The sequence below is a fragment of the Kribbella sp. NPDC051586 genome, from assembly GCF_044453965.1.
GTDB lineage: Bacteria > Actinomycetota > Actinomycetes > Propionibacteriales > Kribbellaceae > Kribbella.
In genome coordinates this window covers 1,224,757-1,249,124 of the sequence record NZ_JBITDF010000003.1, presented here as the reverse complement: position 1 = coordinate 1,249,124, position 24,368 = coordinate 1,224,757, and the positions used below count along the sequence as shown (strand labels likewise).

Below are 24,368 nucleotides of genomic sequence, written 5' to 3'. Positions count from 1 at the left end.
GTCGCTTGAGTACTCACGAGCTCACCATCCTGGCCGCGACCGCGACAACCACCGCGACCACCGAGATCGCGATTCCCTGCATCCACTGACCGCGCGACGCACCTTGCACGCTGAGCAGCGGCATCCGGCCCGTGTACCCACGCGACCGCATCGCCAGATGCACCCTCTCGCCGCGCTCGAAGCTCCGCACGAACAGAGCCCCCACTCCCCCGGCAACCGCCTTCAGATGGCCCACGCGGCCGCCCGTGTACCCACGGGACTCCCGTGCGACCCGCATCCGGTGCAGATCATCCGAGACTACGCTGAGGTACCGGACCATGAACGACAGGATCGCCACGAGCGTCGCCGGCAACCGCAGCCGCTCCAACCCGGCCAGCAGCTCGCGCGGCGCGGTCGTCGCCGACAACAAGATCGCGGCGATCACGCCGAGCGTCCCCTTCGCCAGCACGTTCCACGCTCCGAGCACACCCGACTGCGACAGCTGCAGCCCGAACACGGGCACCTGCGGACCGGTCGCCACGAACGGCAACAGCAACGCGAACACGATGAACGGCGTCTCCACCGCGAGCCGCCGCGACACCACGGTCGCCGGCAACTTGGCGACGACAACACTCGCGACCAGCATCGCGGCGTACACGCCGAACGCCCAGAAGACGGCGGCGGGTGTCGACACCACGGCGAGGACGAAGACGAACAGTGCGACGAGCTTCACCTGCGCCGGGATCCGGTGGACCGGACTGGCCACCGCGACGAGGAGGCCGTCGCCGCTCACGACGCTTTGTTGGCGCGCAGCGAGGCGAGCTTCGCGATCGCGAGGCCGACCACGATCGTCACCAGTACGCCGATGATGCCCGCGAGCGCGCCCGACACCTGCGCATTGCCGATCCCGTGCACGCCGTAGTCGGCGAGCGGACTGCCCGCGGCGGCCGAGTCCTTCGCCGCTCCGTCGAACCCGAGCTTGGCGCCGACGAACTCCAGACCGTCGGGATGCGCGCTCGCGAACAGGCTCAGTCCGCCGGCCACCACGAGCGTGACCGCGACGCCGATCCCGAGCGACCGCCCGGCCGGCTTCGCGGCGATCGGCTTGTCCGGGGACACCGTCGACGTGTTGCCATCGGCATCGACCAGGACCAGGTCCTGCTGCAGGTGGCGAGCGGCGTACACGAGGTCCGGCCGGGTCGCGACGACCGCGCTCAGCACGGCCGCGGTGATGACCGCCTCGCCGATCCCGACCAGGATGTGCCAGCCGACCATCGCGGTCGCGAGCTTGCCCAGCGGGATGTCGACCGCGCCGCCGATCGCGTACAGCCCGGTGAACGCAAGCGCCGCCACTGGCACCGAGACGAGCGCACCGACTGTCGCCGCCGGTACGACGCTGCCCACCCGGCGCGGCATCACCTTGAGCAGCGCCCGGGTCAGGAAGTAGCCGACGACGACCGTGATCAGCCCCATCAACGTGATGTTCGTCCCCAGCGCCGTCAGACCGCCGTCGGCGAACAGCAGCCCCTGGACGAGGAGCACCGTGGACATCACCAGTACGGCGGTCCACGGGCCGACCAGCGCAGCGGCGAGCGCACCACCGAGCAGGTGACCGCTGGTCCCGGCCCCGACCGGGAAGTTCACCATCTGCACCGCGAACACGAACGCCGCGGTCAGACCGGCCAGCGCCGGCCCGGTCTCACGGAGCTCGCGATTCGCCCGCTGCAGGCTGAAGCCGATCGCCCCGGCCGCGATCAGGCCGGTGGCGACGGAGGTCGGCGCGTCGAAGAACCCATCAGGAACATGCACACGCACATTCTTGATCTAGTTGCGACTGATTCGCAACAAGCCGTCTCACAGCTCTTTCAGCGCTTCACCGATCGCCCGATGGAACGTCGGGTACGCGAGGATCATCTGCCGCAGCGAGTGAACGGGTACAGCGGCGTGCACCGCGACCGCCAGCGCGCTCAGCACCTCGCCACCGGTCGGGCCCGCGCTGGTCGCACCGACCAGCACCCCGCGGTCGGCGTCCATCACGACCTTGATGAAGCCCTCGTGGCCGGCCTTGTGGATCCAGCCGCGCGTCGACGCCGGGATCGGGGTCGACCCGGTCCGCACGTTCAGCCCCGCCTCCCGGGCCTGCTGCTCGGTCATCCCGACCCCGCCGATCTCCGGGTCGGTGAACGTCACCCGCGGCATCGCGTGGTAGCTCGCGGTCGGCGCGTCCGGCTCCCGCAGGATGTCGCGGACCGCGATGTCGGCCTGGTACATCGCGTTGTGCGTGAACACGCCGACGCCGGTGAGATCGCCGATCGCCCACACCTTGTCGCCGGCCCGGACGTGCTCGTCGACCTCGATCCAGCGTGCTTTCGGGTCCAGGCCGACCTTGTCCAGGCCGAGGTCCGCCGTCGCGATCCGGCGACCCGCTGCCACCAGCAACTTCTCGCCGCTGACCGAGGACCCGTTCTCGAGGGTGACGGTGAACGTGTCTCCGGCGTACCCGACCTGCTTCGCGTGCGCGCCGAGCTTGAACGTCACGCCGTCGCGCTCCAGCGCCTCCCGGGCCAGCACCCCGGACTCGGGCTCCTCCATGGACAACACCTCGGGGGCGCCCTCGACCACGGTCACCCGCACCCCGAAGCGGGCGAACACCTGGGCGAGCTCCATCCCGATCGCACCGCCGCCGAGGACGAGCAGCGACGCGGGCAGCACCTCGACCTCGATCGCCTCCCGGTTCGTCCAGTACGGCGTACCCGCGAGCCCGTCGATCGGCGGGACGGACGGGATCGTGCCGGTGGCGATCACGATGCCGCGGGTGGCCTCGAACTCGCGGTCGCCGGCCCGGACCGTCCCCGGCCCGGTGATCGTCGCGCGGTCCTTGATCACGGTGGCGCCCTTGTTCTCCAAGCGGTCGACCGCGACCTTGTCGTTCCAGGTGTCGGTCGCCTCCTCGCGGATGCGCCTGGCGACCGGTGCCCAGTCCGGCTGCACGGTCGACGTACCGGCCATGCCCTCGACCCGCCTGGTCTCGGCGATCAGGTTCGCGGCCCGGATCATCATCTTGCTCGGGATACACCCGTAGTACGGGCACTCGCCGCCGACCAGCCGGGACTCGATCCCGACCACGCGGAGGCCGGCCTGCGCCAACCGCCCGGCTGTCTCCTCCCCGCCGACCCCTAGCCCCACCACAACGACGTCAACCTGTTCAGCCATGGCGCCAATCTTCCAGAGCGACCGGACCCGGCCAAGTCCCGCCCCGGCGCGTCATCGGACGGTAAGAGCGCGTTCACCACCGCCGACCAGCGTCCCGGGCTCGATCGGGGCGACCTGGTTTCCGTGCAGCGATCTGCCCGAGGGGTTTTGTGGATAATGCCAGCGGGCCGCGACGATTCGGCAGATAATTTCAGCCATGTACGTAATCGCGCACCTCAGTGACCCCCATCTCGACGGCTCCGAACAGGCGCGGTCTCGGCTGCAGAAGCTCACGTCGTACCTGCGCGAGTTCCGACGGCCGGTCGACGTCGTGCTGGTCAGCGGTGACCTCGCTGATCACGGGCTGGAGTCCGAGTACGCCGAGCTCGCCGCCGAGCTGAAGCTGGACGTGCCGGTGCTCGTGTTGCCGGGCAACCACGATGTGAGCGCGCCGCTGCGGGCCGGGCTGGCGTCGTTCGTCGACTCGGCGGGCGAGGGGCATCCCGTGCATCAGCTGCACGACGTCGGCGAGGCGCGGTTCGTGCTGCTCGACACGTCGGTGCCGGGTGAGGACCACGGCCTGCTGTCGGCGGAGTCGCTCGCCTGGCTCGACGGCGTACTGGCTGAACCGGTCGACGGTCCGCTGTTCGTGGCCTTCCATCACCCGCCGTTCCCGCTGAACCATCCCGTCCTCGACCAGTGGCTGCTTCGCTCCGGGCCGGAGCTCGAGGCCGTGCTTCGGGGCAAGCCGATCACTGCTCTGCTCGCCGGGCACGTGCACAACGGCCTCGCGACCACCTTCGCCGGGCTGCCGTTCCTGGTCGCGCCGGGAGTCCGCTCGACGCCGCCGCTCCCCTTCGAGCCCCCTGCCCCGGGCGGCGGTCTCGTCGACAACACCACGGCGCTCCCCGGCCTGGCACTGCACATCTACAACGCGGGCGTCCCGCTCCAGACCCTCTTCCGGCACCCCGCCTGACCACTACTGTGCTGACATGTACGTGATCGCGCACCTCAGTGACCCGCATCTCGACGGCTCCGAGGAGGCGCGATCACGGCTTCGGCGGATCACGTCGTACGTCCGGGCGTCGTCGGTGGACGTCGTGCTGGTGAGCGGGGATCTCGCCGATCACGGGCTCGAGGCGGAGTACGGCGAACTCGCCGGCGAGCTGGCCCTCGACGTACCGGTGCTGGTGCTGCCGGGCAATCACGATGTGAGCGCGCCGCTGCGGGCTGAGCTCGCTGCTCTTGTCGACTCGCCCGGTGACGGTCACCCGATCCACCAGGTGCGGGAGGTCGGGATCGCCCGCTTCGTGCTGGTCGACAGCACGGTCCCGGGTGCGGGTCATGGTCTGCTGTCGAAGGACTCTCTGGTCTGGCTGGACGGCGTACTGCGGGAGCCGTTCGACGGACCGGTCTTCGTCGCGCTGCACCATCCACCGCTTGCGCTGCATCACCCGGTGATGGACCAGTGGATGCTGGCAGAGCAGGACGCGCTGGCCGAAGTACTGACCGGAAAATCCATCACGGCGATCCTCACCGGCCACGTCCACAACGCGATCGTGACGTCGTTCGCCGGCCACACCGTCCGCGGCGCACCTGGCATCCGCTCGACTGTGCCCCTCCCGTTCGAACCCTCCACCGACACGGCCGCCGTGGTCGACCCCACCGCCCACCCCGGGCTGGCCTTCCACGTGCACACCGCGGGCGAGCCCTTCCAAACGATCTACAGGTACCCGCGTTGACCACCGACGAGCAGTCAACCGAGGCCTTCGTGATGCAGCCGATCGCTCGGGTCGAGTCCAGCCTGCGCGAGCTCGCCGACGCTCCTCGTCAGGGCGACGAGGGTGCTCCGGACGCTTGGGTCGTGTTCGACAAGTCGGTCCGGGAGGCCCTCGCCGACGTGAAGGTCGGCGACGAGGTCATCCTGATCAGCTGGTTCGACCGCGCCGACCGCGCCGTACAGAAGGTCCACCCGCGCAGCGACCCGACCCGCCCACCAACAGGTGTCTTCAGCACCCGCTCCCCCGACCGCCCCAACCCCCTCGGCCTCCACCGAGTAACCGTCCTAGCCGTCGACAACCTCCGCCTCCACGTAAACAACCTGGAAGCCCTCCACGGCACCCCCATCGTCGACGTCAAACCAGTCCTAGGAGACGTCTCCGACCGCTGAACCCGCGGGGTCGGGTGCACAATCACCTCAGCGGGGACAGTCCTAGGGGAAGGACAGCAGGATGAGTGGTGAAGAGGTGGCGCCGGAGAGCCGGGGCGTCTCGGTGGAGGATCTGGCCGCGGTTGAGCTCGGGCCGGAGCTTCCCGGGATGGAAGGGCGGCGGCTTCGGATGCGGATGGTGACGATCGCGCCGGGAGGGGTGTTCGGGCCGGTTCACGATCATGTGGGGAGGCCGGGGACCGTGTACGTGCTGGAGGGGACGATCACCGACCATCGGGACGGGATCTCGACCGACTACGGGCCTGGGGTGGGCTGGCCGGAGGACCGGGAGACGCTCCACTGGCTGGAGAACAAGGGGACGGTGCCGGCGGTGGAGATCTCTGTCGACATCGTCAGCGGATAGACGTCGGGTCAGTCCGATCGGAACAGCGCGATCAGAAGTTGATCATGTGGCCTTCGAGGCCGTGGAAGGCTTCTTGGAGGGCTTCGCTGAGGGTCGGGTGGGCGTGGACGTTGCGGGCCAGTTCCTTGGTGGTGAGGTCCCACTTCTGGGCCAGCGTGAGCTCGGGCAGAAGCTCGGTGACCTCGGGGCCGATCAGGTGGGCGCCGAGCAGTTCGCCGTACTTCGCGTCGCTGATGACCTTCACGAAACCGGTCGGGTCGCCGAGGCCGTGGGCCTTGCCGTTCGCGGTGAACGGGAACTTGGCGACCTTGACGTCGAAGCCCTCCAGCCGGGCCTCTTCCTCAGTCCACCCGAAGCTGGCGATCTGCGGCTGGCAGAACGTCGCCCGCGGGATCATCTTGTAGTCGAGCTCCATCGTCTCGTGCCCGGCGATGGTCTCGGCCGCGATCACGCCCATCGCCTCGGCCGCGTGCGCGAGCATCAGCTTCGCGGTCACGTCGCCGATGGCGAAGATGTTCGGCACATTGGTCCGGCAGAAGCCGTCGATGCCGATCGCGCCGCGCTCGGTCAGCTGTACGCCGATCTTGTCCAGGCCGTAGCCGTCGACCCGCGGCTGGAACCCGATCGCCTGCATGACCTTGTCGGCCTCGATCGTCTTCTGCGCGCCGTCCTTGCCGGTCACGGTCACCTTGACCGAATCGCCGGAGTCGTCGATCGAGTCGACCCGGGTGCCGGTCAGTACGTCGACGCCGAGCTTCTTGTACGCCTTGGCGAGCTCCTTGGAGACCTCGATGTCCTCCAGCGGGACGACCCGGTCGAGGAACTCGACGATGGTGACCTTCACGCCGTAGTTCGCCAGGACGTAGGCGAACTCGACACCGATCGCGCCGGCGCCGGCGATCACGATCGAGCCGGGCAGCTCCTCGGTGAGGATCTGCTCCTCGTACGTCACCACGCGCTCGCTCAGCTGGGTGCCCGGCAGCAGCTTGGTGGTCGCGCCGGTGGCCAGGATGCAGTTGTCGAACGTGACCGTCTCCGACGAACCGTCGTTCAGCGTCACGTCCAGGGTGTTGGCGTCGGTGAACGAGCCCCAGCCGTCGAACTCGGTGATGTTGTTCTTCTTCATCAGGAAGTGGACGCCCTTGACCCGGCCGTCCGCGACCTTGCGGCTGCGCTGTACGGCCGTCGGGAAGTCGAAGGTCACCTCGCCGCTGATGCCGAAGGTCTTCGCCTCCGTCCGGAAGATGTGCGACAGCTCGGCGTTCCGCAGCAGCGCCTTGGACGGGATACAGCCCACGTTCAGGCAGACACCGCCCCAGTACTTCTTCTCGATGATGGCGGTCTTGAGGCCGAGCTGGGCTGCGCGGATCGCCGCGACGTACCCACCTGGACCGGCGCCGAGGACAACAACGTCAAAGTGCGAGGCCATGTAGTGAACTTTAATAGGTCACCCCAGCACGGTCCGTGTCCCGGGTAGTCTAGGAGGGCGCGTGAGGCTGCACGGGGAACATTCAGCATGGGGGACCGATGGATCTGGGGAGACGTCGCGGGCTGCGATTCGCGGCTTTCGGCACACTACTGGCAGTGGTCGCACTGCCGGCGTACGCCGATGACCCCACACCCCCGCCGCCTGCGTCCGTGACCGATGTCAACCGGTCCCTGGAGCAGCTGCAGGCCGAGGCCGCCGCCGTCCAAGCCGACTTCGCCAAGGCGACCATCGCCTACACGAAGGCGCTCAAGGACGCCCAGACCGCCGAGGCCGCCGCGAAGAAGGCAGAAGCCACCGCGGCGGTCTCCAAGGGCAAGGCCGACGAGGAGCGCCACCAGCTCGGCCTCCTGACCGCGCAGGCGTACCAGTTGGGCATCCCGACCGTGATGGGCACCGAGTCGATGCTCTGGTCGCTCGCCCCGGTCGCGGAGAACCTCCAGGAGATCGCCGACCGGCAGACCGCCATCACGCAGCTCGGCAGCACCCAGGTCTCGCAGTACCGCACGGCGATGGAAGCCGAGTCCGAGTCGAACCGGCTCAAAGGGGAAGCGACCACCAAGCGAGCAGCCGCGAACGAAGCGGCCGCCAAGGCGCAGGACCTCAGCAAGCAGGTGCAGCAGAAGGCCGCCGACGCCTCGGCGGCGATGGCGGACCAGGCCTCTGACCTCGACATCGCGTCCGCGCTGTCCAAGCAGCTCCAGCTGGCCCGCAACCAGCAGGCGCTCACCCGCTGGCAGACGTACCTGACCGAGCTGACGACCGCGAAGATCACTCCCCCGGCAGCTGCCGTACTGAAGAACCCGGCCAAGCTCCCGGCCGGACTGGCGCCGCTGACCCGCCGGGGAGCGCCCATCCCCGGCGTCGCGTCCGTGGCCGTCGCGGGCCGGACCGTGCGGGTGATGTCGGCCGAGACGATCCGTGCGGTCAACCAGGCCTTCAGTCTGCTCGGCAAGCCGTACGGCGTGGCAGCGACCGGACCGGACAAGTACGGCTGCCTCGGCGCGGCCCGGGTCGCGTGGCAGCCGTACACCACCCTCCCGAACCTGGTCGGCAAGGTCTACCCGGACTACCAGGCCGTCCCGACCGCCCAGATGCAGCCGGGCGACCTGCTCGTGATGGGCAGCAAGTCGCTGGGCCTCGTCCACATCGGCGTCGCGCTCGACAACGGCGAGATGATCGCCGCCGACGAGGCAAAGGGCTCTGTCGTGGTCACCACGGTTCCCGACAACCTGTACGCCGCACTCCGCCCGACCCTCGGCGCGCCGACCAAGCCGCAGGTCGCCCCGACCGGGTCGTCCGACGCGTACGCGTTCCGCTGCGGCAACACCGCCACGTCGTACAACGTCGGCTCCGGCGCCTGGACGTGGCCGCTGCCGGACGGGACCTACGAGATCGGTACGCCGTTCGGTCAGTCCGGGGCGATGTGGTCCACCGGGATCCACACCGGGCAGGACTTCCCCGCCGCGATCGGTACGCCGGTGCGCGCGGTGACATCTGGTGTTGTGTCAGTCGAGCACCCCGCCTGGGCCGGCAACCTGGTGCGCATCGACCACGGCAACGGGCTCGAGACGCTGTACGCGCACTTGAGCCGGATCGACGTGACCACCGGGCAACAGGTCACGGCAGGACAGCAGATCGGTGCCGTCGGCAGCGAGGGGAATACGACCGGTCCCCACCTGCACTTCGAGGTCCGTCTCGGTGGTGATCCGGTCAACCCGATGCCGTTCCTGGCGACCGGTTCTGCCAGCACCGGCTGGGGCGGATACAGCAACGGCATGATCCCGGCCAGCAAGCTGTGCGGGATCGGCGGCGGCCACATGCTCCGCTGCGACGCCGCCGCGGCGTACCTGCAGCTGGCCGGCGCCTACCGCGCCCAGTTCGGCAAGTCCCTGTGCATCACCGACTCCTACCGCTCGTACGCCTCCCAGGTCGATCTGTACGCGCGCAAGCCGTCACTGGCCGCTCTCCCCGGCACCTCCAACCACGGCTGGGGCGTGGCCGTGGACCTCTGCGGCGGCATCGACAAGTACAACACCACCCAGTACCAGTGGATGAAGTCGCACGCCCCGACGTACGGCTGGCTCCACCCGGCCTGGGCCGACCAGGGCGGCAACCGTGAAGAGCCGTGGCACTGGGAGTTCGGCAACCCGGCCAGTTCCTAGCCGCCCGGTAGGCTGGCGTCGTGGCCGAGCATGGGAGTCCCGACCGCACGGACGACAACGTCACGTTGGATGCTGCGGACGACCGGTGGGAGTGGCGGCGGCGGATTCGCCAGAATCCACGCAAGTTGCTCTTCTACCGGATCGGCGTCGGCGTCCTCGGTGGTCTGCTGCTCATCGCCGCGCCACTCACCGGCTGGCTTCCCGGCCCCGGCGGGATCCCACTGTTCATCGCCGGCCTCGCCGTGCTGGCCAGCGAGTTCGAGTGGGCCCAGCGGTTGCTGTACCGGGTCAAGGACTGGGTGAAGGCACTCACCGCCTGGACCGGCAAGCAGCCCGCCTGGCTGAAGGCGCTCGGGACCCTCGCGCTGTTCCTGTGCGTACTCGTCGCGATCTGGCTCTACATGGCCGCGCTGGGCGTCCCCGGCTGGCTGCCCGACTCGTGGGAGTCATTCCTGGACAAGCTTCCGCTCCTGCCCTGAGTAGTCCGGCAGCTCGATCAGTTCGCTCATCTTCTGCGCCATCTTGATCATCTGGTTCTTGAAGAACGGGATGTCCAGGATCCGGTTCCGCGCAGTGAGCCCGAACCGGGTGGCCGGCGCCATGAACGACCCCGCGCGGCTACCGTCCTGGGTCGTCGACACCGACTTGCGCAGCCGCGCCTCGTACCGGTCGAACGCGGTCCGGAAGTCGTCGCCGGCCTGCGCCAGTTCCCCCGCCAGCACATAGGCGCCGACCACCGCGGTACCGGTCCCGAGCGCGCCGAACGTCGCGCCGTACCCAGCGTCGCCGAGCAGCACGATCCGGTCGGTGGACCAGCGGTCCACGCTCACCCGGCTGATCGAGTCGAAGTACAACTCCGTTGCCGCGGGCAACCCTTTCAGCAGCTCCGGCACGTGCCAGCCCAGACCGGTGAAGTGTTCGCGCAGGATGGCCTTCTGCTGGTCGAGATCGCGCCGGTTGTAGGTCATCTCCGGCGATTTGAACACGAACAGCGTCTGCGCCAGAGCCGGGTCGCGACGATCCGCGCCGACGCTCGCCAGCTTCCCCGGCACGTTGTACATCAGCGAATCGTCGCCGCTGATCCCGAGCGTGTTCGGGACCTCCCAGCCGCCCACGTAGTAGTTCAGGTGGCGCTCGACGACGCGCTCCTTCGGCCAGGCCAGCCGCCGTACGACGGAGTGCATGCCGTCGGCGCCGATGACCAGGTCGTAGGTGTCCTTCGCCCCGCTCTCGAACTCCACATCCACACCGTCCGCGTGCTCGTCCAGCTTCGCGATCGTGTCCCCGAAGCGGTACGTCGCCTGCGCCCGACTGTGCTCGTACAGCACCCGTGACAGGTCTGCTCGCAGTACCTCCAGCTCGCCGCCGGAGAACTCCGGTGGGAGCCGCATCAACTGGCGGCCCGACGCGTCGACGAACCGCATGCCGCTGCCGCCGGTCTGCAACGACCGCAGGTCGGACAGCACGCCCATCCGGTCCAGAACCTTCGTGAACACCTCGCCGCGGAAGTCCACGGCGTACCCGCCCTGCCGCAGCGCCGGGGCGATCTCGACCACCGTCACGTCGTGCCCAGCATGCCCCAGCCAGAGCGCCACCGACGGTCCCGCGACGCTCGCACCCGATACCAGAACCTTCATCGTCTTCCTCCTCCAGAAGTTATTGTGTCCGCCGGACACAGTAGAGTGTATGGTAGACACAGTTCAAATCAATTCACTTCGAGAAGGATCGAAGGATGTCTGATCTCCTCTGGAGCAAGCCGTCGCTGCCGAGCCGCGGTCCGAAGCCGGCCGTGACGCTGGCCGGGATCGCCGAGGCGGGCATCCGGATCGCCGACGCGGAGGGCCTCGACGCCGTCTCGATGCAGCGCATCGCCGGCGAGCTCCCGGTGACGAAGATGGCCCTCTACCGGTACGTGCCCGGCAAGACCGAGCTGGTCGCGGTCATGAGCGACCTGGCGATGGGCGCCCCGCCGGACCGCTCCGGCCTACCGTGGCGCGAGGCGCTGCACACCTGGGCCAACGACCTGTTCGACGGCTTCACCCGGCATCCGTGGCTGCTCCTGTCGACCGTCGGCCGACGCCTGCTCGGACCGAACGAGCTCGCCTGGATGGAGCGCGGCGTCGCGGCGCTGACCGGGACCGGCCTGACCGGCGGCGAGCAACTGGACTCGATCCTGGTCATCACCAGTCACGTCCGGAACCTCGCCCAGCAGTCCACGACCTTCCCCGGCCTCACCACCGGCCTCACCGAGGACGACATGCAGGAGTCGCTGACCCGGATCCTCACCACCGAGGCCGACCGCTTCCCACACCTCACCGCCGCGATGCGGACGACGGCCGGCAGCGAGAACCAGGGGCTCGAGTTCGGTCTGCACCGGATCCTGGACGGACTCGAGCTCCTGATCAGCGGTAGGAAAATGTCGACTTCACAGCATTGAAACGTTGCCGATAGACCGACGCGGACAGGCCGTAGGCCGACTTGAATCGGCGGGCGAAGTAGTTCTGGTCCGGCCAGCCGACCGACTCGCCGATCCGGCTGATCGGCAGGTCGGTGTGCAGCAACCGGTCGGCCGCGAGTTCGACGCGATGCCGGGACAGGTACGCCATCGGCGGCAGCCCGGTCACCGATTTGAACAACCGGACCAGGTAGCCCGGCGCGAGATGCAGCTCGCCGGCGAGGTCGGTCAACGTCCAGTGCCGCGCCGGGTCGGCCTCCATCAACCGCATCGCGTCGAGTACGGCGGGATGGGTGTGGTCGCCGCGATCGTCGTGGTCGGCCACGGTCCGCGCGACGCAGCTCAGGTACAGCGACAGCCAGCCGATGACCTCGCCGCGGTGCCGGCTGAGCGGCTGGTCCCGCAGTTGCCGCAATCCGTCGAGATGCCCGACAGCTTCTTTCACCGTGTCCGGATCGAGGTGCGTGGCGAGCATTCCGCGTCGCTGCGCCGAGAACGGCCCGGTCCACAACAGGTAACCCAGTAAGGGATCTTCGCGCGCCCATGCGAGTTCGCGCCGGACCAGATCGGCCGAGAAACAGCAGTTGTAGACCTCGAGGGCATCGCAGTCGACGTACTCGTGCCAGACGCCCGGACGCAGCAGGATCGCATCGCCCGCCTGGAGTTTCTGCCGCCCGGCGAGGCTGTGGTGGACGCCTTCACCGCCCGTGACGAGAACCAGCTCGAAGAAGCTGTGCGTGTGCAGCGGATGGGACTTCTCGTGCAGGTGCGGACCGGCGTGCACAACCGTCCCTTCGACGAAGTGCAGCACCGTCCCGCGGGTCCTCACCGGCTCCTCGGCCCGTTCTGACACGAGGTCACGATACGAGCCGAGGTGCAGATCGTGCTAGACCGAGTGCACTTCGGGCTACTCGCCGGCGACTGCCGGCCGCAGGATCGGGGAACAGGCGAAACGTCCCCGGAAGGCCGCAGCCGCCAAATCAACCCAGACCGCGGCGTTTTGCCGGAGCACCCAATGAATCGTTTCACTCGCGACTTGGAGCCTCATGTCGAACCTCGCCGCACCCACCGCCCTCCGCTTCGAGCATCGGCCCGCCCCCACGCTGGGGATCGGTACCGCGACGCCCCGGATCTCCTGGCAGGTCCCGGCCGCGGACGCCGGCTACGCGCAGACGGCGTACGAGCTCGAGATCAGCACCGGCACCACCCAGACCTTCACCGTCGACTCGGCCGACCAGATCCTGGTCCCCTGGCCGGCTGACCCGCTCGGCTCACGCGAGTCCGCGCAGGTCCGGGTCCGCGTCCGCGGCAACGGGAATGCAGACGGGGACGGCTGGAGCGGGTGGAGCGAGCCTGCGACCGTCGAGACGGGGCTGCTCGCGTCGGAGGACTGGACCGCCCGGTTCGTCAGCCCGCGGGACAACCCGCACGGCTCCCCCGCTCCGCTGATCGCGGGTGTCACCGATCTTCCGGACGGCATCGTCAAGGCCCGCCTGTACGCCACGGCGTACGGCATCTACATCCCCGAGCTCAACGGGCAGCGTGTCGGCACCGAGGAGCTTGCCCCCGGCTGGACGGCGTACCAGTACCGGCTGCGCTACCAGACGTACGACGTGACGGAGCTTGTCCGACCTGGTGAGAACAAGCTGGAGTTCCTGGTCGGCAACGCGTGGTACCGCGGCCGGATCGGATTCATGCACCAGAAGCAGCTGTACGGCGAGCGGCTCGCTGTACTCGCCCAGCTGGAGGTGACCACCGCGGACGGCCAGGTGCACACCTTCGGCAGCGACGGCACCTGGACCTCCCGCGAGAGCAACGTCCTCGCCGATGACTTGTACGACGGCCAGACGACCGATCTGCGCAAGCAGGCCGGAGAGCCCACGCCGGTCGACGTGCTCGACGCCGACCTGAGCCTGCTCGTCGCACCCGACGGCCCGCCGGTCCGGATCACCGACGTCCTGCCCGCGGTCGAGATCACCACCTCGCCGTCGGGGAAGACGCTCGTCGACTTCGGTCAGAACCTGGTCGGCCGCGTGCGGCTCAAGGTCCGGGGCGGCGCGGAGGGCGACGAGATCGTCCTGCGGCACGCGGAGGTCCTGGAGAACGGCGAACTCGGCGTCCGTCCGCTCCGTACCGCGAAGGCAACCGACACCTACTACCTGGCCGGCGCCGATGAGGTAGTCCTCGACTCCCCGCTCACCTTCCACGGCTTCCGGTACGCCGAAGTCACCGGCGTGGACGGTCTGGCGAAGGAGGACCTCGAGGCCGTCGTCGTCGGCAGCGACCTGCAGCGGACCGGCTGGTTCGAGTCGTCCAACGAGCTGCTCAACCAGTTCCACGAGAACGTGGTGTGGGGCATGCGCGGCAACTTCCTCGACGTACCGACGGACTGCCCGCAGCGCGACGAGCGGCTCGGGTGGACCGGCGACATCCAGGTCTTCTCCCCCAGCGCCAGCTTCCTGTACGACACGGCCGGCTTCCTGACGAACTGGCTCGCCGACCTGTCCGCCGAGCAGCAGAAGGACGGCTCGGTGCCGTACGTCGTACCGGATGTGCTCCGGCACGAGGCACCCGCCACAGCAGCATGGGGTGACGCGGCAACGATCGTCCCTTGGGTGATCTATGAGCGCAGCGGCGACGCCGGACTACTTGCCCGGCAACTGCCGAGCATGCGGGCCTGGGTCGACAAGATGACCGACCTGGCCGGTAGCGACCTGCTCTGGTCCGGCGGGTTCCAGTTCGGCGACTGGCTCGACCCGACCGCTCCCCCGGACAACGCCTTCGCCGCCAAGGCGGACCCGGACGTGGTCGCGACCGCGCACCTGGCCCGCTCGGCGGAGGTGGTCGGCAAGGCGGCGCAGCTCCTCGGCCATGACGATCTGGCCCGCGAGTACACCGATCTGGCCGCGCGCGTACGGCAGGCCTTCGCTACCGAGTACACGACCGACGGCGGTCGCGTATTGAGCGACGCGGCAACGACCTACGCGCTCGCCCTCCGGTGGGCGCTGCTGCCGACCGGCACCCAGCGGCAGCGGGCCGGCGAACGCCTCGCCGACCTCGTGCGTACGGCGGGTTTCCGGATCAGTACCGGATTCGTCGGTACTCCGCTGATGGCCGACGCTCTGGCCGATTCCGGACATCCCGACCTGGCCTACCGCCTTCTGCTACAGACAGGCTGCCCTTCTTGGCTGTACGCAGTGACGATGGGAGCCACGACGGTCTGGGAACGCTGGGACAGCATGCTGCCCGACGGCAGCATCAACCCCGGCCAGATGACGTCGTTCAACCACTACGCCCTCGGTGCGGTCGCCGACTGGATGCACCGCCGGGTCGCCGGCCTCGCGGCGGCCGAGCCCGGTTACCGCACCATCGACGTACGGCCGCTGTTCACCGAGCAGCTCACCAAGGCGTCCGCCAAGCACCTCACGCCGTACGGCGAGGCGTCGGTCGCGTGGACGCGCGCCGACGGGGGGATCACGCTGTCGGTCACCGTTCCGGTCGGGTCCCGCGCCAAGGTCGAGGTACCTGGGCAGGGTGTCGTCGAGGTCGGCCATGGCACGCACGAGTGGACGGCCGACGACACGTACGCCGAGATGCCGGACCTCGCCGCCGATGCCACGATCCGTCAACTGATGGACCACGAGCCGACCTGGACCGCACTCGCGACGGCGGCCGCCGAGACCGGGGTCGTCACCGACGACGCCGAACTGGCCGCCCGCCTCGAGCGGTACCTCGACCAGCCGGCCGGCGGCCTGGTCGAAGCGATCAGCCCCCGTGGATTCACCCCGAGCGCCGAGGCACTGAAGGCCAAGCTCGACGCCCTGCTCAACCACTGATCCCATCCACCCGACATACCCGACCTACCGCCCCGCTGCTTTGAACAACATCCTTTGGAGGTCAAGATGAGGTTCCGCCCAGGAGCGAGTGGACTGGCGCTTCTCGCCGTCGGTTCGCTGGTGCTCACCGCGTGCAGCGCGGGCAGTCTCGGATCCAGCTCCGATTCCGGAGGTAGCGGGTCGGTCGAGATCACGTACCTGACCACGAACCAGGACCAGGACGTGAAGGAGGCGCAGCAGCTCGCCAACGACTTCCACGCGAAGAACTCCAACATCACGGTCAAGGTCGAAAGCCGCCCCGGCGGCACCGAAGGCGACAACATCATCAAGACCCGGCTGTCGACCGGCGACATGTCCGAGGTCTTCAACTACAACACCGGGTCGCTGTTCCAGGCGATCGCGCCGCAGAAGAACCTCGTGTCGATCAACGACCAGCCCTATATCGGGGACCTGGACGACAACTTCAAGAAGACGGTCACCGCCGACGGACAGGTGTACGGCGCACCCGTCGGCGGCTTCCAGGGCGGTGCGGTGCTCTACAGCATCCCCGTGTACCAGAAGCTCGGGCTGAAGGTGCCGACGACGTGGGCCGAGTTCATGGCGAACAACGCCAAGATCAAGGCCGGCGACCCCGGTGTCGCACCGGTGATCCAGACGTACGGCGAGACCTGGACGTCGCAGCTGTTCGTCCTCGGGGACTTCCACAACGTCTCCGCGGCCGAGCCGTCGTTCGCCGACGACTACACCGCGAACAAGGCGAAGTACGCCACCTCGCCGGCCGCGCTCAAGGGCTTCGAGCACACCGAAGCGGTCCACGACGCCGGCTACGAGAACAAGGACTTCGCCTCGGCGAAGCTGCCGGACGGCCTGAAGATGCTTGCCACCGGCAAGGGTGCGCACTACCCGATCCTGTCCGGTGTGGTCGCGAACATGGTCGCCACCTACCCGGACGCGGCCAAGAGCGTCGGCCTGTTCGCGCTGCCTGGTGACGACGCGAGCAAGAACGGCCTGACGCTGTGGACGCCGGGCGGGCTGTACATCCCGAAGACCACGACCGGCGACAAGCTGGACGCGGCCAAGAAGTTCCTCGCCTTCGTCGCCAGCCCGGACGGCTGCGCCTCGCAGAACAAGGCCGGCGCACCGACCGGCCCGTACGCCGTCAAGGGCTGCACGCTCGGCGACGACGTACCGCAGTCCATCAAGGACATGCAGCCGTACCTCGACAAGCCGGGTGCGTCCAGCCTGGCGCTGGAGTTCCTGTCGCCGGTCAAGGGCCCGTCGCTCGAGCAGATCACCGTGGAGGTCGGCTCCGGCATCCGCAAGGCCAAGGACGGCGCGGCCCGCTACGACGAGGACGTCAAGAAGCAGGCGCAGCAACTCGGTCTGGCAGGTTGGTGAGGTCCGTGACTGTGTCGATCACACAGGAGCGCACCAAGACCGCCCCGGTCACCCCGACGACCGGGGCCAAGGTCTACCGGCCCTATTCGAACTGGTTCTACCTGCCGACCGCCGTCATCTACGGCGTGCTGTTCCTGGTCCCGACGTTCGCCTCGCTCTACTTCAGTCTGACCCGGTGGAGCCTGTTCGAGTCGAAGTTCATCGGGCTGGACAACTTCAAGCTGTTCTTCCAGGAGCCCGCGCTGGTCAAAGGCTTCACCAACACCCTGATCTACGCCGTCGTGACGTCGGGGTCGAAGGTGGTGCTCGGGCTGCTGCTCGCTGTCCTGCTGACGTCGCAGATCATTGCCCGCGGCTACCTTCGGTCGGTGGTGTTCTTCCCGGTGCTGGTCTCGACGATCGGCGTCGGGCTGACCTTCACCGTGCTGATGAACCCCGAGAAGGGCCTGATCAACGAGTCGCTCGGGCTGCTCGGGATCAACGGTCCCGGCTGGCTGACCGACCCGAAATGGGCGCTGCTCTCGGTGGCCGCTGTCGACGTGTGGAAGGGCGTCGGCCTGGCCACGCTGATCTACATCGCGGGCATCGTCTCGATCCCGCGTGAGTACCTGGAGGCTGCCCGGGTCGACGGCGCGACCTCGTGGCAGCAGTTCTGGATGATCGTGCTGCCGCTGTCCCGGCCCGCCACCGTGACCGTCATCATCCTGTCGCTGATCGGGGGGCTGCGGTCCTTCGACCTGATCTGGGCGATGACCCGCGGCGGGCCCGGGTTCACCTCGGACGTGATCGCGTCGGTGATCTACAAGCAGTACCAGGCCGGGTTCTACGGCCTGTCGACGGCCGGCAACGTGGTGCTGTTCATCGTAGTCACCGCGATCATCCTGCCGCTGTCGTGGTTCCTGAACAGGAAGGAGGTGGACCTGTGAGCACCGCCGAGCTCGTCAACCACCGGCCGGCCCGCAAGTGGATCCTCAGCACGGTCGCGATCCTGGTCTCGATCGTGGTGTTCATCATCCCGTTCGCGTTCATCGTGCTCACCGCGGTCAAGGACCGGACCCAGTCCGCCGACCTGAGCTTCTCCTGGCCGCACCAGTTCCGCTTCGTGCAGAACTTCGTCGAGGTGGTCAAGGCCCGCGACTTCATGCTGGTCATCGCGTTCATCAACAGCACGATCCTGACCGTGGCCAGCGTCACCGGGATGGTGGTGCTCGCGGCCATGGCCGGGTTCGTGCTGCAGCGCAGGAAGAGCCGCTGGAACGGTTTCATCAACTTCCTGGTGCTGGCCGGGCTGATCATCCCGCCGGCCGTGGTGCCGACGATCTGGGTGCTGCAGAAGCTGGGACTGTTCAAGACCATGCCCGGCCTGATCCTGATCGAGATCGCCTACGGGTTGTCGTTCTGCATCCTGCTGTTCCGGGCGTTCGTCGCGACGATCCCGCGGGAGCTCGACGAGGCGGCGATCATCGACGGTGCGGGGCCGTTGAAGCTGTTCTTCCGGGTCGTGTTCCCGCTGCTCAGGTCGGTGATCGTGACGGTCGTTGTGGTGCAGTCGGTCAACGTGTTCAACGACTTCGTCAACCCGCTGTACTTCCTGCCCGGTGACAAGAACGCCACCGTGCAGCTGACGCTGTACAACTTCTCCAGTCAGTTCACGACGCAGTACAACCTGCTCTTCATGGACATCCTGCTGATCACGATCCCGCCGCTGATCATGTTCCTGTTCTTCAACCGGCAGATCGTGGCCGGCCTGACGTCCGGAGCGATCAAGGGGTAGCGGGCTTGCGGACGAGGTGCGCCGCCTGTGCCTTGTCCTTCTCGCCGGGCATCGCCGCGCGCGTCAGGGTCGCCACCTCGGCGAACCCGGCGCCGGCGAGCAGCCCGGCGACATCCGCGGGGTCGTAGCTGTAGACCTCGAGGTCGAGGTCATGACCGTAGGCGTTGCTCAAGTGACGGCTACCGCCACCGACCTTGAAGCCGTGCACGAGGTAGCCGCCGGGCCGCAGCACGCGGTACAGCTCCGCGAACACCGCCGGCAGGTGTTCGCGTGGAGAGTGAACGAGCGAGTACCACGCGAGGGCCCCGGCGAGCTCGCCGTCCTTCAGGTCCAGATCGAACAGCGAACCGACCTCGAACCGCAGCTCGGGATACTCCCGGCGCGCCACCTCGATCATCCCCGGCGTCAGGTCGACTCCGAACACGTCCAGACCACGCCCAGCCAGGTACGTCGTGATCCGCCCGGTCCCGCACCCCAGGTCGCCGACCGGCCCGCCCTCGACCAACTGAGCGAAGTAGTCGAGCGCCCCCTTCTCGAACGGATCCTCGCGGTGATAGTCGCGCAGAGTCGCGTGGTAGTCGGCGGCGGCGGTGTTGTATGACCCCTGGATGTCGTTCACGCGAGGACTCTAGACAGCCCTTCCGACAGTTTCTGGTGCACCGCCGCCACCGACAAGTGGCTCACACGCTCGCGTAGTACGCCTCGACCGCTTCGTGGTCGACGGAGGTGTCGGGTTTGATGCCGAGCGCCTCGTAGTGCTTGCGGCGGGCCCGCATGTCCGCGAGCAGGATCGCCCGGGCGTGCACTGCCACCTCGTCGGCGACCTCGGCCGGTACGACGATCACGCCGTCGTCGTCGCAGCCGATCATGTCACCGGCGTTCACCTGGGTGCCGCCGCACGCGATCGTGGTCATGGTCTCGACCACCTTGATCCGGCCGGGGATGATTGTGCGGCCGCGGGCCCGCGAGCAGATCGGCGTTCGCTGCGCGACGATCTCGGCGGTGTCGCGGCAGTACCCGTCGGTGACGATGCCGACCGCGCCGGACTTGACCGCGCCCATGCCGTTCTCCGAGCCCCAGAAGCCCACCTCCTTACCGCCGCCCGCGTCCATCACCACCACATGGCCGGCGTCCAGATCGTTCGGCAGCCGGACGTTGCCGGTCTCCTCGAACCAGATCCGGTGCGCCTCGACGATGTCCTGGGTGCTGTCCAGCTTCCACATCGGCCGGTTCGACGGGACCGCACGGATCGTCGCGGCCCTGCCCCAGAACTTCATCCCGAGCCACAGCGGACGCACGTCGGGTGACATCAGGCCGATGTCGAAGTAGCCGATGCCGTCGAGCGCATCGGCGACGTCCACCACGCGCAGATGCTTGTACAGGCTGGACAGATCGTTCGGGTTGGCGAGCTCTGTCATCAGGATTGACCTTTCGTTCGGTAGTAGCGGGCGGCGGTCCTGCCGAGCACCGCCGCGGGATCGTCCACCAAGCACTCGACCGCCGAGCGCAGCGCCGACCAGGCCTGTTGGTACGACGCCTTGAGCAGCACCACCGGCCAGTTCGACGCGAGCATCAGCCGGTCGGCGCCGAAGCACTCGACCGCCCAGGCGAGGTAGCGATCGACGTGGCCCGGCCAGGCCGGTAGCGCGGTGAGCAGATCGATGCCGAGCGACACCTTCAGCCCGACCTGCGGTGCGGCCGCCAGCTCGGCGAGCTGGGTCGCCCACGGTTCCCACCCGTCGGTGTCGACCGGCGGGCGTCCGAGATGATCCACGACGATGCGCAGGCCGGGCACCGCTTCGGCCAGCCGGATCACCGCCGCGGTCTGCTCGGCAGTGACCGGTACGACGTCCCAGCTGATGCCGGCGGCCGCGAGCTCGGTGAACAGCTCGACCGACTCCGGCTTGTTCAGCCACTCGAGCGGATCCCGACCGATCAGGCATCGCACACCGTGAAAGCCGGCACCGACCCGCTTCCACTCGGCCTGTGCCGCAGCGGGGTCGTTGAGCGGCAGCCATCCGACGACGGCGCCGACGTACGACGCCTCCTCGGCGTACCTGACCAGACGTTCGTTCTCGGCCGGCTCGTCGACCGACTGGATCAGGACTGTCTGATCGACTCCGGCCGCGGCCAGCTCCGCGGCGAGGTCGTCGGGGGCGTAGTCGCGGGCGATCGCGCGGTGCCGGTCGTCGCGCCAAGGCTGCTCCTGGGCGGATACCCGCCAGAAGTGCTGGTGCGCGTCGATGACTGTCATCTCCCCTCCCATCCGGCTCGCTCGTGATTCAGAAAGGCGGCGACGCCAGCCTGGAAGTCGCGACTGCCGTACACCGCCGACAGCACGTCGTCGGCGTCTGCCGTGGCACCGTCACGCAGTACCCGGCGCTCGATCTCTTTCAGCGACCACAGCGTCATCGGTGCGTTGGCGCAGATGCGGTCGAGCAGTGCGTCGACGTACTCGCCCAGCTGGTCGTGCTCGATCACATCGGTGACGAACCCGTCGAGTTCGGTTGCCGGAAGCAACCGGGCGGTGAGCACCATGGCCATCGTCCGGGCGGCGCCGAGGCGCTGGAACAGCCGGGCCAGCACGAGCGGCGGAAGCGTGTTGCCCAGTGTCCGCGCGACCGGCGCTCCGAAGAGCGCGTCCGGAGTGGCGATGACGAGGTCGCTGCACGCGGCCAGGGCGAGGCCGGCGCCGACCGCCGGCCCTTCGACCACGGCCACGACCGGCACCCGGATCCGCAGCACGGACTCCAGCACGCGACCGACCCGGTGCTCGTACTTGACGCCCTGCTCCGCCGTCGTGAATTCGGTGAACTGCCGGATGTCCGTGCCGGCCGCGAACGCTTTCCCGCCCGCGCCGCGGACCATGACCACGCGGATGCCGTGATCGTCCGCGACGGTCCTCTCGATCTGCTCCAAGGCGTCGTACATCGGCCAGGTAATAGCGTTGCGGCGGCCGGGGTTCGACAGCGTGAGGCGTAGGATCGCGCCGTCGCGTTCGACCTGAAGGGAGCTCATTCGCCGAGGACCTCCTCGGTATGCTCGCCCAGCAGGGGTGGGTGGCGGCGGATCCGTGCCGGGGTACGGCTCATCCGGACCGGCGTACCGAGCACCCGCACCCGGCCCTCGACCGGATGATCCACCTCCTGCACCATGCCACGAGCCTGGACGTGCGGGTCCTCGTCGAGCACCTGCCGGTAGTCCCGGATCGGCCCGGCCGGCACGCCCGCATCCAGCAGACGGGTCACCCACTCGTCGGTCGTCGCCGAGGCCAGGCACGTCTCGAGCTCGGCGGCCAGCTCGCCCCGGTTGCTCATTCGGTCGGTGTTCGTGACGAAGCGAGGATCCGTCTGCAGCCTGGCCAGCCCGAGTGCCTCGCACAGGCGTTGCCACAGCCTCTCGTTGTTGGCGCCGACTGTCACGTACCCGTCCTTGGTACGTAGCGCCTGGTACGGCGCCGACATCCGGTTGGCCGAACCGAGCGGCTGGGGAATCTGTCCGGTGGCCCAGTACTCCGTTGACTCCCACACCGACATCGCGAGAGCCGCCTCGAACAGCGACGTCTCGACGTACTGCCCTTCGCCGGTGCGAGTCCGGGCGTGGACCGCGGCGACGATGCCGAACGCGCAGAACATCCCGGCGCCGAGGTCGCCGACGGGCAGTCCGCATTTCACCGGCGTGGCGCCCGGCGTACCGGTGATGCTCATGACGCCGGACATCGCCTGGGCGATCAGGTCGTAGCCCGGACGGTCGGCGTACGGGCCGGTCTGGCCGAAGCCGGAGACACTGGCGTAGATCAGCCGCGGGTTGAGAGCGGACAGCGTCTCGTAGTCGACGCCGAGCCGCTTCGTCACGCCCGGGCGGAAGTTCTCCACCACGACGTCGGCCGACCCGACCAGGCGGTGGAAGGACGCCAGCTCGTCGGAGTTCTTCAGGTCCAGACAGACGCTGCGCTTGTTCCGGTTCAGGGCCAGAAAGGCACGGCTGTCTTCGCCGTGGACGGGATAGCCCCACGACCTACGGGTCTGGTCCCCGGTCGCCGGGTTCTCGATCTTGATCACGTCCGCGCCGAGATCCGCCAGCAGCATCGTGCAGAACGGACCGGCCATGACCTGAGTGAGATCCAGGACCCGCAGACCGTCGAGCGCACCGGGGGTGTCCGTCGTCACTGGCATCAGCCGCCCAAGCCGGCGTTGGCCTCGGTGAAGAACGAGTCGGCCGCCTGCTGCACGGTCTTCTTCCCGAAGGCGACCTCCTCGTAGGCGCGGGTGAACGCTGACTCGAAGGTGGCCTGGTAGCCCGGCGGGTAGAGGATCGTTGGCGGCTTCTTGGCCACGATCTGCTGGTAGAGCTCCAGTTCGTGCTTCTTCAGCGGCGCCAGCTTCGGGTCGTCGATCTGGGCCTGCAGCACCTTCTGGTTGGTCGCCGCGCCGTTGTCGGACTTGAACACCGCACCGGCGCCGAGGTCGTTGGTGAAGAAGTCGATGAACGCGGCCGCCGTCGGCACGTTGTCACAGTTGGTCGGGATCGCGAACCCGGAGGTGAACATCGCGTTCCCGCCGCCCGATGGCCCGGACGGCATCGGAAGCGTGGTCAGCTTCTCCCCGCCGTTCTTCGTCGCGAGCGTCGCCGACGCCGGAGTCAGCGCGTTGCCGGGGATGCTGTCGGTGAGCAGTTTGCCCTGGGCAATGAAGCCCTGCTCGGCGCCTTCCGGCTCGTCGGCCTGGGCGTCGGCGCTCATCGTCACACCGGCCTTGCGGATCTTCTCCCACATGTTCCAGTACTCGACCAGCGAGTCCTTGGTGAAGTTGAGCTTGCCGTCGTCGGTGAACAACTGCTTGCCGTTGGCCAATTGGTAGGCGATGAAGAAGTTCGGCAGGCCACCTCGCGAGCCGGCGGCGAACGTGCCCTTCGGCAGCTTGGCCGCGGCCCGCGTCATCCAGTCGGTGTACTGCTGCCAGGTGTAGTTGTCCGGCAGCAGCCCGACGCCGGCCTGCTCGGCGAGCGTTTCGTTCACGCCCACCGCGTCGTACGCCGCGCCGTACGGTAGGAAGTAGAGCTTGCCGTCGGGTCCGCGACCGGTGTCGACGATCTCCTTCGGGATGTCGTCGACCTTGATCGCCCCGGACTCGATCATCGGATCGAGAGGCATCAGCACCTTGCGCTTGGTGTAGTCGTTCAGCTGCCGGCCCTGCAACTGCATCACGCAGGGCAGCGTGTGACTCGAGGCCTGGATGTTCAGCTTGTTGAAATAGTTGCCGAAGTCCGCGTTCTGCCGGTCGATGGTGACACCGGGGTGTGCCTTGGCGAACATGTCCGCGACCGCGTTGGTCTTGGCGGCCCGGGCCGCGCCGCCCCAGAAGGTGAGCTGCAGCTTGCCGGCCACCTCCCCCTTGCCGTCGCCGCCTTTGGAGTCGCTCGCGTTGTTGTCGGTCACCGACGTGCCGTTGCACCCGGCAACCACCAGGAGGGCTGCGCAGGCCAGGGCCGTCGTAGCGATTCTTCTCATC

General features: G+C 68.3%; 23 protein-coding genes. 11 read left to right on the top strand and 12 right to left on the bottom strand.

Going from position 1 to position 24,368, the window contains the following annotated elements:
• Positions 1–13: 13 nt before the first annotated feature.
• From cbiQ to ACIA58_RS24600, 3 genes are read right to left on the bottom strand one after another with little or no spacing between them, the layout of a single operon-like run.
• On the bottom strand, positions 14–772 hold the full coding sequence (gene cbiQ / locus ACIA58_RS24610; protein ID WP_396406095.1) for a cobalt ECF transporter T component CbiQ: 759 nt from the start codon (positions 770–772) through the stop codon (positions 14–16).
• Positions 769–1,788, bottom strand: coding sequence for an energy-coupling factor ABC transporter permease (locus ACIA58_RS24605; protein ID WP_396406094.1), 1,020 nt, complete (start codon positions 1,786–1,788; stop codon positions 769–771). Before ACIA58_RS24605 ends, cbiQ begins: the two co-directional genes overlap by 4 nt.
• Before the next feature lie 45 nt (positions 1,789–1,833).
• Positions 1,834–3,192, bottom strand: a complete 1,359-nt coding sequence (locus ACIA58_RS24600) for a dihydrolipoyl dehydrogenase family protein (protein ID WP_396406093.1) — start codon at positions 3,190–3,192, stop codon at positions 1,834–1,836.
• 196 nt (positions 3,193–3,388) lie between these two features.
• Between ACIA58_RS24600 and ACIA58_RS24595 the strand changes: the two genes are divergently transcribed.
• From ACIA58_RS24595 to ACIA58_RS24580, 4 genes are all read left to right on the top strand, one after another.
• Complete coding sequence (locus ACIA58_RS24595; protein WP_396406092.1) at positions 3,389–4,147, top strand: metallophosphoesterase; 759 nt, start codon at positions 3,389–3,391, stop codon at positions 4,145–4,147.
• Positions 4,148–4,163: 16 nt separating this feature from the next.
• Positions 4,164–4,913, top strand: a complete 750-nt coding sequence (locus ACIA58_RS24590) for a metallophosphoesterase (protein ID WP_396406091.1) — start codon at positions 4,164–4,166, stop codon at positions 4,911–4,913.
• Positions 4,910–5,341 carry a tRNA (N6-threonylcarbamoyladenosine(37)-N6)-methyltransferase TrmO gene (tsaA, locus tag ACIA58_RS24585; RefSeq protein ID WP_396406090.1) on the top strand — a complete coding sequence of 144 codons (432 nt, stop codon included), beginning with the start codon at positions 4,910–4,912 and terminating at the stop codon, positions 5,339–5,341. Before ACIA58_RS24590 ends, tsaA begins: the two co-directional genes overlap by 4 nt.
• 61 nt (positions 5,342–5,402) lie before the next feature.
• Positions 5,403–5,744, top strand: a complete 342-nt coding sequence (locus ACIA58_RS24580) for a cupin domain-containing protein (protein ID WP_396406089.1) — start codon at positions 5,403–5,405, stop codon at positions 5,742–5,744.
• A 31-nt stretch (positions 5,745–5,775) separates the two neighbouring features.
• On the opposite strand, the gene lpdA is transcribed toward ACIA58_RS24580, so the two are convergent.
• Positions 5,776–7,173 carry a dihydrolipoyl dehydrogenase gene (gene lpdA, locus ACIA58_RS24575; RefSeq protein ID WP_396406088.1) on the bottom strand — a complete coding sequence of 466 codons (1,398 nt, stop codon included), beginning with the start codon at positions 7,171–7,173 and terminating at the stop codon, positions 5,776–5,778.
• Positions 7,174–7,328: 155 nt separating this feature from the next.
• On the opposite strand from lpdA, the gene ACIA58_RS24570 reads away from it, so the two are divergent.
• Together ACIA58_RS24570 and ACIA58_RS24565 are read left to right on the top strand one after the other, a co-directional pair.
• Positions 7,329–9,395 (top strand): peptidoglycan DD-metalloendopeptidase family protein, encoded by a 2,067-nt coding sequence (locus ACIA58_RS24570; RefSeq protein ID WP_396406087.1) that lies wholly within the window; start codon positions 7,329–7,331, stop codon positions 9,393–9,395.
• Between the two features lie 20 nt (positions 9,396–9,415).
• On the top strand, positions 9,416–9,874 hold the full coding sequence (locus ACIA58_RS24565; protein WP_396406086.1) for a PGPGW domain-containing protein: 459 nt from the start codon (positions 9,416–9,418) through the stop codon (positions 9,872–9,874).
• On the opposite strand, the gene ACIA58_RS24560 is transcribed toward ACIA58_RS24565, so the two are convergent.
• Positions 9,842–11,032 (bottom strand): FAD-dependent monooxygenase, encoded by a 1,191-nt coding sequence (locus tag ACIA58_RS24560; protein ID WP_396406085.1) that lies wholly within the window; start codon positions 11,030–11,032, stop codon positions 9,842–9,844. The genes ACIA58_RS24565 and ACIA58_RS24560 overlap by 33 nt on opposite strands.
• Before the next feature lie 95 nt (positions 11,033–11,127).
• Here ACIA58_RS24560 and ACIA58_RS24555 point away from each other — a divergent pair, with 95 nt between their 5' ends.
• On the top strand, positions 11,128–11,832 hold the full coding sequence (locus tag ACIA58_RS24555; RefSeq protein WP_396406084.1) for a TetR/AcrR family transcriptional regulator: 705 nt from the start codon (positions 11,128–11,130) through the stop codon (positions 11,830–11,832).
• Here the strand turns inward: ACIA58_RS24555 and ACIA58_RS24550 are convergent.
• Positions 11,798–12,703, bottom strand: a complete 906-nt coding sequence (locus ACIA58_RS24550; protein WP_396406083.1) for an AraC family transcriptional regulator — start codon at positions 12,701–12,703, stop codon at positions 11,798–11,800. The genes ACIA58_RS24555 and ACIA58_RS24550 overlap by 35 nt on opposite strands.
• Positions 12,704–12,896: 193 nt before the next feature.
• Here ACIA58_RS24550 and ACIA58_RS24545 point away from each other — a divergent pair, with 193 nt between their 5' ends.
• The 4 genes from ACIA58_RS24545 to ACIA58_RS24530 all read left to right on the top strand — a co-directional run bounded on the left by ACIA58_RS24545 (position 12,897) and on the right by ACIA58_RS24530 (position 18,858).
• The gene (locus ACIA58_RS24545) at positions 12,897–15,686 is read left to right on the top strand and encodes a family 78 glycoside hydrolase catalytic domain (protein ID WP_396406082.1); all 2,790 of its coding nucleotides are present in this window, start codon (positions 12,897–12,899) and stop codon (positions 15,684–15,686) included.
• A 66-nt stretch (positions 15,687–15,752) separates the two neighbouring features.
• Positions 15,753–17,084, top strand: a complete 1,332-nt coding sequence (locus tag ACIA58_RS24540; RefSeq protein WP_396406081.1) for an ABC transporter substrate-binding protein — start codon at positions 15,753–15,755, stop codon at positions 17,082–17,084.
• 11 nt (positions 17,085–17,095) lie between these two features.
• Positions 17,096–18,010 carry a carbohydrate ABC transporter permease gene (locus ACIA58_RS24535; protein WP_396406080.1) on the top strand — a complete coding sequence of 305 codons (915 nt, stop codon included), beginning with the start codon at positions 17,096–17,098 and terminating at the stop codon, positions 18,008–18,010.
• Positions 18,007–18,858, top strand: coding sequence for a carbohydrate ABC transporter permease (locus ACIA58_RS24530; protein ID WP_396406079.1), 852 nt, complete (start codon positions 18,007–18,009; stop codon positions 18,856–18,858). Before ACIA58_RS24535 ends, ACIA58_RS24530 begins: the two co-directional genes overlap by 4 nt.
• Here ACIA58_RS24530 and ACIA58_RS24525 read toward each other — a convergent pair.
• The 6 genes from ACIA58_RS24525 to ACIA58_RS24500 all read right to left on the bottom strand — a co-directional run bounded on the left by ACIA58_RS24525 (position 18,848) and on the right by ACIA58_RS24500 (position 24,367).
• A complete protein-coding gene (locus ACIA58_RS24525; RefSeq protein ID WP_396406078.1) occupies positions 18,848–19,477 on the bottom strand; it encodes a methyltransferase domain-containing protein in 630 nt (209 codons plus the stop codon). The two genes, ACIA58_RS24530 and ACIA58_RS24525, sit on opposite strands and share 11 nt — an antisense overlap.
• Before the next feature lie 61 nt (positions 19,478–19,538).
• Positions 19,539–20,276 (bottom strand): RraA family protein, encoded by a 738-nt coding sequence (locus ACIA58_RS24520; RefSeq protein WP_396406077.1) that lies wholly within the window; start codon positions 20,274–20,276, stop codon positions 19,539–19,541.
• The gene (locus ACIA58_RS24515) at positions 20,276–21,112 is read right to left on the bottom strand and encodes an amidohydrolase family protein (RefSeq protein ID WP_396406076.1); all 837 of its coding nucleotides are present in this window, start codon (positions 21,110–21,112) and stop codon (positions 20,276–20,278) included. Before ACIA58_RS24515 ends, ACIA58_RS24520 begins: the two co-directional genes overlap by 1 nt.
• Positions 21,109–21,876, bottom strand: coding sequence for an enoyl-CoA hydratase (locus tag ACIA58_RS24510; RefSeq protein ID WP_396406075.1), 768 nt, complete (start codon positions 21,874–21,876; stop codon positions 21,109–21,111). Before ACIA58_RS24510 ends, ACIA58_RS24515 begins: the two co-directional genes overlap by 4 nt.
• The gene (locus tag ACIA58_RS24505; RefSeq protein ID WP_396406074.1) at positions 21,873–23,033 is read right to left on the bottom strand and encodes a CaiB/BaiF CoA transferase family protein; all 1,161 of its coding nucleotides are present in this window, start codon (positions 23,031–23,033) and stop codon (positions 21,873–21,875) included. The genes ACIA58_RS24510 and ACIA58_RS24505 overlap by 4 nt, the downstream gene beginning before the upstream one ends.
• The gene (locus ACIA58_RS24500; RefSeq protein ID WP_396406073.1) at positions 23,033–24,367 is read right to left on the bottom strand and encodes an ABC transporter substrate-binding protein; all 1,335 of its coding nucleotides are present in this window, start codon (positions 24,365–24,367) and stop codon (positions 23,033–23,035) included. The genes ACIA58_RS24505 and ACIA58_RS24500 overlap by 1 nt, the downstream gene beginning before the upstream one ends.
• Position 24,368 lies beyond the last annotated feature (1 nt).

Excerpts from the sequence above, each read along its gene's own strand:
- ACIA58_RS24600 (WP_396406093.1), bottom strand. The coding sequence starts at position 3,192 with ATGGCTGAACAGGTTGACGTCGTTGTGGTGGGGCTAGGGGTCGGCGGG.
- ACIA58_RS24595 (WP_396406092.1), top strand. The coding sequence starts at position 3,389 with ATGTACGTAATCGCGCACCTCAGTGACCCCCATCTCGACGGCTCCGAA.
- ACIA58_RS24590 (WP_396406091.1), top strand. The coding sequence starts at position 4,164 with ATGTACGTGATCGCGCACCTCAGTGACCCGCATCTCGACGGCTCCGAG.
- ACIA58_RS24580 (WP_396406089.1), top strand. The coding sequence starts at position 5,403 with ATGAGTGGTGAAGAGGTGGCGCCGGAGAGCCGGGGCGTCTCGGTGGAG.
- lpdA (WP_396406088.1), bottom strand. The coding sequence starts at position 7,173 with ATGGCCTCGCACTTTGACGTTGTTGTCCTCGGCGCCGGTCCAGGTGGG.
- ACIA58_RS24560 (WP_396406085.1), bottom strand. The coding sequence starts at position 11,032 with ATGAAGGTTCTGGTATCGGGTGCGAGCGTCGCGGGACCGTCGGTGGCG.
- ACIA58_RS24555 (WP_396406084.1), top strand. The coding sequence starts at position 11,128 with ATGTCTGATCTCCTCTGGAGCAAGCCGTCGCTGCCGAGCCGCGGTCCG.
- ACIA58_RS24545 (WP_396406082.1), top strand. The coding sequence starts at position 12,897 with ATGTCGAACCTCGCCGCACCCACCGCCCTCCGCTTCGAGCATCGGCCC.
- ACIA58_RS24540 (WP_396406081.1), top strand. The coding sequence starts at position 15,753 with ATGAGGTTCCGCCCAGGAGCGAGTGGACTGGCGCTTCTCGCCGTCGGT.
- ACIA58_RS24520 (WP_396406077.1), bottom strand. The coding sequence starts at position 20,276 with ATGACAGAGCTCGCCAACCCGAACGATCTGTCCAGCCTGTACAAGCAT.
- ACIA58_RS24515 (WP_396406076.1), bottom strand. The coding sequence starts at position 21,112 with ATGACAGTCATCGACGCGCACCAGCACTTCTGGCGGGTATCCGCCCAG.
- ACIA58_RS24510 (WP_396406075.1), bottom strand. The coding sequence starts at position 21,876 with ATGAGCTCCCTTCAGGTCGAACGCGACGGCGCGATCCTACGCCTCACG.
- ACIA58_RS24505 (WP_396406074.1), bottom strand. The coding sequence starts at position 23,033 with ATGCCAGTGACGACGGACACCCCCGGTGCGCTCGACGGTCTGCGGGTC.
- ACIA58_RS24500 (WP_396406073.1), bottom strand. The coding sequence starts at position 24,367 with ATGAGAAGAATCGCTACGACGGCCCTGGCCTGCGCAGCCCTCCTGGTG.